General features: G+C 37.1%; 7 protein-coding genes, 1 pseudogene and 2 other annotated features. All 8 genes and pseudogenes read right to left on the bottom strand.

The window, feature by feature from the left end; genetic code table 11:
• Positions 1 to 115: 115 nt before the first annotated feature.
• Positions 116 to 861 (bottom strand): annotated as a pseudogene (locus tag FTV09_RS18040) (IS3 family transposase); the annotation flags it as partial.
• Positions 470 to 586: a sequence feature (AL1L pseudoknot), on the bottom strand. Its footprint overlaps the pseudogene before it by 117 nt.
• Positions 862 to 979: 118 nt before the next feature.
• Positions 980 to 2899: a tetracycline resistance ribosomal protection protein Tet(M) gene (gene tet(M), locus FTV09_RS04870; RefSeq protein ID WP_000691727.1), complete on the bottom strand. Its 1920-nt coding sequence runs from the start codon at positions 2897 to 2899 to the stop codon at positions 980 to 982.
• A 15-nt stretch (positions 2900 to 2914) separates the two neighbouring features.
• Positions 2915 to 3031 carry a tetracycline resistance determinant leader peptide gene (locus FTV09_RS04865; protein WP_001791010.1) on the bottom strand — a complete coding sequence of 39 codons (117 nt, stop codon included), beginning with the start codon at positions 3029 to 3031 and terminating at the stop codon, positions 2915 to 2917.
• Positions 3032 to 3135: 104 nt separating this feature from the next.
• A protein-coding gene (locus tag FTV09_RS04860) for an IS3 family transposase (protein ID WP_180057021.1) occupies positions 3136 to 4355 on the bottom strand; the annotation gives its coding sequence in 2 pieces (ribosomal slippage) (positions 3136 to 4079 and positions 4079 to 4355; 1221 coding nt in all).
• Positions 3964 to 4080, bottom strand: a sequence feature (AL1L pseudoknot). Its footprint overlaps the gene before it by 117 nt.
• Before the next feature lie 140 nt (positions 4356 to 4495).
• Positions 4496 to 4978 carry a hypothetical protein gene (locus tag FTV09_RS04855; RefSeq protein WP_159123899.1) on the bottom strand — a complete coding sequence of 161 codons (483 nt, stop codon included), beginning with the start codon at positions 4976 to 4978 and terminating at the stop codon, positions 4496 to 4498.
• 8 nt (positions 4979 to 4986) lie between these two features.
• The gene (locus FTV09_RS04850) at positions 4987 to 5775 is read right to left on the bottom strand and encodes a hypothetical protein (RefSeq protein ID WP_159123900.1); all 789 of its coding nucleotides are present in this window, start codon (positions 5773 to 5775) and stop codon (positions 4987 to 4989) included.
• Positions 5729 to 6301 (bottom strand): hypothetical protein, encoded by a 573-nt coding sequence (locus tag FTV09_RS04845; protein ID WP_159123901.1) that lies wholly within the window; start codon positions 6299 to 6301, stop codon positions 5729 to 5731. Before FTV09_RS04845 ends, FTV09_RS04850 begins: the two co-directional genes overlap by 47 nt.
• A gap of 272 nt (positions 6302 to 6573) precedes the next feature.
• The gene (locus FTV09_RS04840) at positions 6574 to 7005 is read right to left on the bottom strand and encodes a hypothetical protein (RefSeq protein WP_005005806.1); all 432 of its coding nucleotides are present in this window, start codon (positions 7003 to 7005) and stop codon (positions 6574 to 6576) included.
• Positions 7006 to 7013: the final 8 nt, after the last annotated feature.

Raw genomic sequence — 7013 nt, 5'->3', positions numbered from 1 at the left:
CCTTTTCCATAACGCTCACGACCGGGACTTTTGATCCAAGCCGCTTATGGTGGTTTGCTACCTGCTCCTGCAAGCCGATAGCGAGGGGCCATACCCTCATCTCTTACGCCGCTTGCTGCGGCACACTAAAGTCAGCCACCCACAGCTTGTTTGGGCTATCTGCAGTAAAGTTGCGTTTGACCAAATCATCGGGACTTTGTTGTCCTGGTCGCTGTTTGGTGGTGATTTTGCCTTTGCCTCGCCATACGCCTTGAATACCTAGCTGTTTCATAAGGCGTTCAACGGTACAGCGACCAAGCTTTGGCATGCCATCTTGCTTAAGCTTGTGCCAGACTTTACGAATGCCGTAACGACAGCCACTGTCTTGCCAAATCTGTTTGATTTGTGCCATGAGGTGTTTGTCGCTTTGTTTGCGTCGACTTTGCTTCTCTGGGTTTTCCTGTTCAGCTTTGACGCGATAGTAGCTAGATGGGGCAATTGGCAGTATTCTACAAATCGGCTCGACCCCATATTTTTCTTTTTCATCATCAATGAATTTGACCATCACTTGTGTGGGCGGCCGAGCTCCGCCTGGGCGAAAAAAGCGGCTGCCTTTCGAATAATTTCGTTCGCTTGTTTGAGTTCTCTGATTTCTCGCTCAAGCTCAGCGATACGAGCCGCTTGGCTTTCAGTGCTAACGGTCACAGGATTTTGCTTAGCTAGGTGCTTTTGATGCCATGAGCGTAGGGTTTCGGGTGTGCAGCCAAATTTGGGGGCGATGGCTTGGATAGCCGCCCATAATGAGGGATAATCTTTTTGTGATTCAATCAGTAATTCGACGGCTCTTTTCTTAACTTCTGTTGGGTATTGTTTGCTTTTCATAAGGGTATTGTCTCAGAGTTTTAGGTCTCCGACAATCCCGGGACGGTTCAAATCTTTATTAAAAAATATTTCATCTTATTTAACAAGAAACCATATTTATATAACAACATAAAATACACTAAGTTATTTTATTGAACATATATCGTACTTTATCTATCCGACTATTTGGACGACGGGGCTGGCAAACAGGTTCACCGGTAGTAACATGGTACCCTTTTAACTCTGTTAAACAAACACTACGTCCATTTGTAAAGAAAGTTAAATCACTACGATATTCTTGAATACACCGAGCAGGGATTTCTCCACTAAGAATGACCTCATTATTTTTCAATTGAGTGTCTACGATGTTCGCACAATATTTAGGAGCATCGTTGTATGCTCGTGAAAGATATTCCTGTGGCGCATAAATTTTAAAACTAAGATATGGCTCTAACAATTCTGTTCCAGCTTTTTTTAAGACTTGTTCCAATACAATAGGAGCAAGCATCCGAAAATCTGCTGGGGTACTAACAGGGCTATAGTATAAGCCATACTTAAAACAGATTTTACAATCCGTCACATTCCAACCATATAATCCTTGTTCGCAACCATAGCGTATCCCTTCCATAACTGCATTTTGAAATGATTGATTTAAGTATCCAAGAGAAACCGAGCTCTCATACTGCATTCCACTTCCCAACGGAAGCGGTGATACAGATAAACCAATGGAAGCCCAGAAAGGATTTGGCGGCACTTCGATGTGAATGGTATATTCTGCATTTTTTAACGGTCTCTCCATATAAATGACTGTAGGCTCTTTTAGTTCTATCTCCACATGATACTTTTCTTGCAACAGTGCACTAATCACTTCCATTTGTACTTTCCCTAAGAAAGAAAGTATAATTTCATGTGTCGTAGAATCCACGTAATATCGTAGAAGCGGATCACTATCTGAGATTTCCAAAAGGGCATCAAGCAACATTTCTCTCTGTTCAGGTTTACTCGGTTCAACAGTTGTTTGTAGTAGAGGGTGCGGATTTTCAATCTTTTTTCTCTGTGGCAATAGTTTTGTATCTCCAAGAACACTATTTAACTTCAAAAACTCATTTTGCAAAATAACAATTTCTCCAGAATAAGCTCTATCAATCTTACATAATTCACCATTTATTGAAGTATACATTTCTGTAACTTTTATTTTTTCTTTTTCTGATACTCTAACCGAATCTCGTAAATGTAGTACTCCACTATAAAGGCGTATATATGCAAGACGTTGTCTTTTTTTTGTATATTCAATTTTGAAAACATTTCCGCAAAGTTCAGACGGACCTCGATGTGTTGATGAATAAAATTTATTCGTAATCACTTCTATAAGGTTATCAATCCCTATATTGTTTTTTGCACTTCCGTGATAAACAGGGAACAGGGAACAATTATGAAATCTTATGCTTTCCTCTTGTTCGAGTTCCAATGCTTCTAATGATTTACCGGACATATATTTCTCTAAAAGGTCATCGTTTCCCTCTATTACCGTATCCCATTGTTCAGATTCGGTAAAGTTCGTCACACACATATTAGGATACAGTTCTACCTTCTGTTTGATTACAATTTCGGCAGAAAGTTTCTCTTTAATATCCTGATAAACCGTTGATAAATCAATTCCATTTTGGTCAATCTTATTGATAAAAAAGATTGTGGGAATCCCCATTTTCCTAAGTGCATGAAATAATATACGAGTTTGTGCTTGTACGCCATCTTTTGCAGAAATCAGTAGAATTGCCCCATCTAAAACTGATAATGAACGATATACTTCTGCTAAGAAATCCATATGTCCTGGCGTGTCTATGATGTTCACCTTCGTATTTTCCCACTGAAAAGAGGTTATTCCTGTCTGAATTGTAATTCCTCTCTGACGTTCTAAAAGCGTATTATCCGTCCTCGTTGTACCTTTGTCCACGCTTCCTAATTCTGTAATCGCTCCACTGTTATATAATAAGCTTTCTGTTAAGGTAGTTTTTCCTGCATCAACATGAGCTAAAACTCCAATATTAATAATTTTCATGTGATTTTCCTCCATTCAAAAACCCAAAAGGGCATAAAAATCCCAGTGATAAATACTTTTATCACTGGGATTTTTATGCATAACCATAGGTATACAAAGCATACAGATATTCTCTGGATACTTTAGAATCACATGATAAAGGTATTCTTAAACTGGGTACAAAAAACTAAGCCCTCCTAAAAAAGGACATCTAATTATGAACCGTACCGGGTTTGTCGGAGACTTTTTTATTTAAGTTAAGCCACCTGACCTAACGGGTTAATCTTATCATAGTACATTGCTTCAAACTCAAAAGGCGATACATAACCCAGTGCACTGTGTACACGCTTTTTATTGAACCAATCTACCCAGTTTAGTGTCGCAAGTTGTACATCTGCTAAACCTTGCCAATCTGCTTTTAAATATTCAATCACCTCTGTTTTGTATAAGCCATTCACCGTTTCAGCCAAAGCATTATCGTATGAATCACCAGTTGTACCGACTGATGCTCGTAAATTTGCTGCTTCTAAACGATTGGTATAGCGAATCGAAAGATATTGCACACCCCTGTCGGAATGATGAATCACATTCTTTGGCATGCCTCGATCGTGCAATGCTTGCTCAAGTGCATCGAGCACCATATCTGTATTCATCCGTGTAGATACTTTCCATCCAACAATTGCTCGTGAGAACACATCAATAATAAAGGCGGTATAGACCCAGCCTGAATGAGTTTGAATATACGTAAAGTCACTGACCCATAATTGGTCAGGTCGATCAGCACTAAAATTACGTTTCACTAAATCATCTGCTCGTTTTTGATCATCTCGGTTGCGGGTAGTTTGTTTGTTCTTACCACGCCAAACACCTTGTATATCTAGCTTCTGCATCAATCTAGCAACTGTACAACGTGCAATAACATAGCCTTCACGTTTCAATTTTTGCCAAACTTTACGTACACCATATCGACCTAAACTTTCCTTCCAAATTCGTTTAATTTGTTCAGCATGATGCTTATCATGTAGATCTCGTTTCGCTCGATGTTCTGGATTGTCAGCGAGATCTAAAGTTCGGTAATAGGTTGAAGCTGCGATCGGTAAAATCCTACAAATCGCATCAACACCATATAAGTCTTTATTGTTATGGATGAAATCCACCATTATTTGTGTGGGCGGTCGAGCTCCGCCTGGGCGAAAAAAGCGGCTGCTTTACGTAGAATTTCATTGGCACGCTTTAATTCTTTAATTTCACGCTCCATTTGCTTCATTTTTTCTTGATCAGATATCTGTTGTACTTTAATAGGATTTTGCTGATCTAAATGCTTTTGATGCCAGGCACGAAGTGTTTCAGAAGTACAACCAATCTTAGGCGCAATTGCTGTGATTGTAGCCCAAGTAGAAGGATAATCTTTTTCAGATTCAATTAGTAATTGAACCGCTCTTTCTCTAATTTCGGGGGTATAGGTTGGTTTTTTCATCGGAATAGTCTCTCAGAATATTGAGTCTCCGACAAACCCGGTACGGTTCATACTTTAAACCACACCCTTAAACTATTACTAACAAGCATATAAGTTTTAAGAGAGGGTTTAAAGTTAATTTTAAATATATTTAATGGAGTTTAAGACATCGGGCTTTGTAAGCGCTCTACATTTGATGAAAGGTCAGAAACATCTTGCTCTAAAGTCATTGCCTGGTCTATCGCACGTTTCATTAAATATTCTTGATTAATTTCTTTAGGCTCTTTACGAGTAGCATTCTTTTGTTCTTCTTCTAATTTGAAACGTTCAAAAGCGAAAATAGAACGAATAATACATAAGCTATCTTCAAGTAGGTCTGAATGCACTTTAGGAAAAATTAGATCAGGATCTAAATCAGATGCGACTTGGTTAAACAGCATAAATTGATCGCGATGTTCGATAAGAAATTCATCATATGTACCGAACTCAGATTCGATCATATCTGGAAAATTTGCGAGAGTTGAGACTTTCGTATCTTGTGATAACAGAATTGAATCACCTGATGGCGCAACTAAAGCATGAATAGGTTGTTCTGCAATAGGAGCCAACAACACTACAGTAAATGGGCGTGTTTGGTTTTTCATGGTTAGTCCTAATTAGTATAAAAAAAGCTTTGGCCAAAAAGTCTATTTTGAAATTTTGGTAGGTTAATGGAATCGAATGGAAGGTCCGTCTCTTTAGTACACTTCTGATTAATTAGATAAATGATATTTTGAAGAAGTGCAATCAATTTAAATGGACTGTTGTATTCATTGAATATGGGTGCAGCGATGCAAAGAGTCTTTTTTCTATCGGTTGATAATGCCCATGGGTTCACCAGGGTAAAGCTCACCTTGGCATTATTATGTTCAATTGGTCGTGCATAAATATCAAGAACATCGGATAAAGTAGATACCTTTAATTCTTTTGAAATGTCAGTAAGAATCTCACTGACTTGAAGCGCTGTTTTATCATGAATATCGCTTATAGTGATGCAAACACCACTATTACTATTCATTAAATTTGCATAAAGAACTTCAATAACCATGGACTCGTCTTTGGATAAATCCTTTAAATTGGCATTGACTAAATCTATGGTCCGATCTGATTTTTGTTCAAGTTTAATTTGAAGCAAAAGCGGTTCATTCTTTTTTGAAACAGGGAGTACTTTATAATCGCTAAGATTGTACTTTAACCGCTTCATTTCAGTAATCAGCGTTTCTTTGGCATTATCAAAAAGCTTCTGATCTCTCTTGGTTAAACCAATAACAAAATTTGTGGACATGAGTATATTCATGATCCACAAAGCAGTAGATAAGGATAAAACACTATCCTTAACAACTTCTGAATCTGAATCAGAAAACCCAGATATTTGCTTGATTTTGTCGGTTATCGAAATCATGTGAACCCTTGTTTAATTCGGCATTTTCATCTGAAACTTTGTCAAAAAGATTAGTTTGATTAAGTACGTCTTGGATATTTTTTTGTGGATCATCACTGAGTAAACATTGGAATAGGGCACTAATTAAATTAGCAAGTGATGTGCCATAGTCATTGGTACACTTGATTAACTGGCCAGCATCTAAGCAAATTGGTGTTTCATCATCATAAAGCAAGTGTAATTCTGGAGATTCAGCATAAACCAACTTTACATGAGTATCCGTGATGATTAACTCAACTTCTAAGTACTCATTATTTTCAACAAAATATTTAAAGCGCAACATCAATGCATCATCGCCACGTTCTATATATACAATTTGTCGATCGGTCGTATTGGTATGGGTGACGAATCTATTCTCTTTTGTGATCTGATCAATGTAGTTCAAAAAGATGGTTTTGAGTGACGCACTTAAAATACCTTTGGCAGCGAGTTCACTTTTCAAGTAAGGCAGAAAGTTTTCAAGATTTTCATGCAATGGTTTTTGCATTCGATCATCTCCAATGGGATTAATAAAAGGGCATACACATCAAATGTACAGCGACTCAATTATGACTATTTCATTACAACAGTTACTTAAAGGACTGCAGACTGTTTGACTTATAAAACTGATACTTTCGCCACACTTTTAATTCAGAAATATCTAACTTGTTTCTAAATCAATATGGCTTTATCTGATTATAAAGCCATATTGAAAGTTTAAATATTTAAAAATTATTTTTAGTATATACCTAAATCTAAGATTTAAAATGGATCTAACTTTTAACTGGCAAACTTTGTTGCTTTGGTTAAAAGGGTTAAGTCTTCATGGAATTGATTTTTTAAAAACCCATAGTTAAAAACGTAACTAATAAAGGTGAAAAACTCTAATTGGTTCGGTATTTTGTCTTCAAGAATACTGACCTCTAATTGTAATGTTCCTGTTGCACGTTTCTTAGAATGAAACTTAAGACCATCAAATGTTTGACCGTAATAAGTTGATATTTCCAAGAAAACTAAACGGAAAAAATAAGGGAAGATTTGAGAAACAACACGCTCAGGATCATCAATTTGAGTTAAACGTCTACCGTTGTGATATTTAAACTTAATACCATCAGCCATACTTTTTTCTACCAACAGGCGAATATAGGCATGACTACGAGTAATCATGCTTTTAAGTGGCGTTTTTGCTTCATGAATATTTTCGTATTGCATTTAGTTAT

The sequence above is a fragment of the Acinetobacter sp. YH12227 genome (assembly GCF_013417785.1).
Classification (GTDB): domain Bacteria; phylum Pseudomonadota; class Gammaproteobacteria; order Pseudomonadales; family Moraxellaceae; genus Acinetobacter; species Acinetobacter gandensis.
This window is presented reverse-complemented; position numbering and strand designations above follow the sequence as displayed.